Below are 3,127 nucleotides of genomic sequence, written 5' to 3' on the forward strand. Positions count from 1 at the left end.
GGACGCGGCGCGCAACCGCCGTTACTACGTGACCGCCAGCCAGCTGACTTTCTTGCAGGACGGGCCGGACAGCAGCGGCCAGGGCCGCAATGTGATGGCCGTGTTCCGCGCGATGGCGGACGACCGGCCGTTCCGCCCGTTGCGGCTGACGGCCAAGCCCATCCTGCCCGGCATCCAGAGCGCCACCGTGGTGGGGCCGGTGAACGCGGAAGTGCATACCGATAAATTGGGTCGCATCCGCGTGCACTTCCACTGGGACCGCTACAAGACCCAGGAAGAAGACGCCTCGTGCTGGATCCGGGTGTCGCAAGCCTGGGCCGGCAAGGGCTGGGGCGTGCTGGCCATGCCTAGGGTGGGCCAGGAAGTGCTGGTCACCTATGTGGACGGCGATCTGGACCGGCCCATGGTCACCGGCATCGTCTACAACGGCGACAATCCGACGCCTTACGACCTGCCGAAAGACATCCGCTACACCGGCCTGGTCACGCGTTCCTTGTCCTTGAAGCAGGGCCGTTACAGCAACGCCAGCCAGATCACCTTCGACGACCAGCGCGGCGCGGAGCGGGTGATGGTGCACGCCGAGCGGGACATGCAGCAGACCACCGAGCGCAATAGCTCGGAGGCGGTGGGCCAGGACAAGAACACCTCGGTCAAGGGCACGTCCACCTCGGTCACCGGCGCCTCGATCAGCTACACCGGGGTGTCGGTGTCCTTCACCGGCCTGTCGGTCAGCTTCACCGGGGTATCGACCAGCTTTACCGGCCTGTCCACCAGTTTCACCGGGGTGTCCACCAGCTTTACCGGCGTTTCCACCGGCTTCACCGGGGTGTCCACCGGTTTTACCGGCGTGTCCACCAGCTTCACCGGCATTTCCACCGGTTTCACCGGGGTGTCCACCAGCTTTACCGGGGTGTCCACCAGCCTGACCGGCACCAGCACCTCGGTGACCGGCACCTCGCAGAGCATGACCGGCATTTCCACCTCGATGACCGGCACCAGCGTGTCGGCCACCGGCATGTCGCAGAGCATGACCGGGGTGTCCTCCTCTTATACCGGCACCTCCACCAGCGTCACCGGGACCAGCACCTCGGTCACCGGCACCTCCAAGAGCGTGACCGGCACCTCGATGTCGGACACCGGCTCGTCCACCAGCATCACCGGCACTTCGATGTCCACCACCGGTTCGTCCACCAGCGTCACCGGCACCTCGATGTCCACCACCGGCTCGTCCGCCAGCGTCACCGGTTGCTCAGTGTCCACCACCGGCGCTTCCGCCAGCGTCACCGGCTCGTCGGTCTCGGTCACCGGCTCGTCTACCGGGGTCACCGGCTCCAGCATGTCCACCACCGGTTCCTCGGTCAGCAGCACCGGTTCCAGCGTGTCCAGCACCGGCTCCAGCTGCTCCACCACCGGGGTCAGCTATTCCTACACCGGCGCGTCCTATTCGGACACCGGCGTGGATCTGAAGAAGCTGGGCATGCAGGTGAAAAGCTGATGACGCGGCGCAGGCTTGGACACGGGAAAGGAGAGCGGAGATGCGCTTGATCGAACTGCACAGCCCCTTGCTGGACGCGGACAGCGTCGCGTTGAGCTTCAAGGCGGACGAGCGTCTGTCGCAGGAGCCCAGTTACCAGCTCGACATCGCCTGCGCCGACCCGGCGTGGCGCGGTCAATCTGTTCGCGCTGGGCCTGCTCCAGCAGGCGCAGCACGCCCCAGCGGCCGGGATGGTCCTGGGTCTGGCGCAGGCCGGTCTTCTCGGTCTGCCATTGCAGGCTGGCGCCGGCCTTCAGCGGATCGCCGGGCCAGCTCAGCGCCTTCCAGCTTGTCATCTGATTGAAGTAGTGCAGGCTGTGCTGATCCAGTTGCAGCCGGATTTCCTCCAGGCCGATGGTGGCGGTGGGCTTCAGTTCGAAGCGGATGCCGGCGTCGCCCTGGGCGTAGAGCAGGCTGGACAGCCGCGACAGGCGGTTCAATTCGTTGAGGAAGTTCAGGTCGAAGCGCAGCGCCTGCGCCGCCGCCGGGTCCGGCGACCATTGATCGCCTTGTTGTTCCAGCACTCCGCCCAATTGCTGGCGCACGAACTGCTGCACCAGGCCGTCGCCGGGGTGCAGGAAACGGCCCAGCTCCGGCAAGGAGGCGTCGGCGTCGCTGCGGTGGAAGGGGTAGCGGCCGGCGAAGCTGGCCTGCCATGGCCGGACAATGCTCTGGTCCCACAGCTGGTTGAGGCTGGCCGCCGCCGGTTGCAGCAGGGTGTGCCAGGATTGGTCCAAGGGTTGCAGGAACAGGTGCCGACCCAGGCCCTGCCAGTCTTCGCCCAGGCCCTGACCGGCCTCGCCGGCACCCAGCACCCAGTCGCCGGCACTGCCTTGGCGGCGGTGAGCGTTGGCGAAGGCGGCGCGCAGATGCTCGTCCCAGGCTTTGCGGGTGAATACGCCGGGCAGGCTGGATTCGCTGCGCCACAGGCCGCGCAAGTCCTGGCCCGGCAGCAAGGCGGCCAGCGTCTGCGGCGGATGCTTGGCCGCGGCTTCGGCCAGGATCTGCTGATAGCGGGTGTCGTCGGCCTGTTGGCGGCCCAGCTGGCCGATCAGGGTCTGGCGGCTGGCCCCGGCCAGCGCCGCGTCGGCGGGGATGCGCCAGGCGGGCTGGCCGGCCAGCCGCTCGGCGTAGAACTGCGCCATGGCGCGCAGCAGCGCCGGGGAGAAACCGTCATTTCGCGCCGCCAGCTGGGCGGCGAGGAAGGCCGGTTCGGCGCGCGCCGGCTGGTCCAGCGTCAGATAGGCTTTCAGCGCCTGATAGCCTTGTTCGGTCCGGGCCGGATCGGTGGCCAGTTCCGCGCTGGGGGCCTGGTTCAGCGCTTGCAGCTGCTGCGCCCAGCGGCTGCGGGCCGGTGTGATCAGCGCCTGGCCGATGGCGCGGGCGTAATGCGGCCGCAAGCGTTCCAGCAAGGCGGCGTCGCGGTTCAGGCCGAAGCGGGCCGACCACGGCGCGCCGAGCGACTGGCGGGTTTCCAGTTTTTCCAGCAACCGTTGCAGCCGCAGCGCGCTGTCCAGCGTGGCGGTTTTGGGCTGGGCGTTGACGGCGGCCTGGGCCTCGGCGATCAAGCCATGGTTTTGATAGGCGGAAACC

General features: G+C 67.9%; 2 protein-coding genes. One reads left to right on the plus strand and one right to left on the minus strand.

All coding sequences use genetic code 11. The features are described from left to right. Positions 1 to 1,495, plus strand: a 1,495-nt coding sequence (tssI, locus tag DB032_RS23245) for a type VI secretion system tip protein TssI/VgrG (protein ID WP_146176794.1), incomplete at its 5' end; no start/stop codon positions are given. Between the two features lie 98 nt (positions 1,496 to 1,593). On the opposite strand, the gene DB032_RS23250 is transcribed toward tssI, so the two are convergent. Continuing rightward, the coding region (locus DB032_RS23250; protein ID WP_304529390.1) for an ImcF-related family protein at positions 1,594 to 3,127 on the minus strand (1,534 nt) is incomplete at its 5' end.

This window comes from Chromobacterium sp. Panama, assembly GCF_003052555.1.
Lineage (GTDB): Bacteria > Pseudomonadota > Gammaproteobacteria > Burkholderiales > Chromobacteriaceae > Chromobacterium.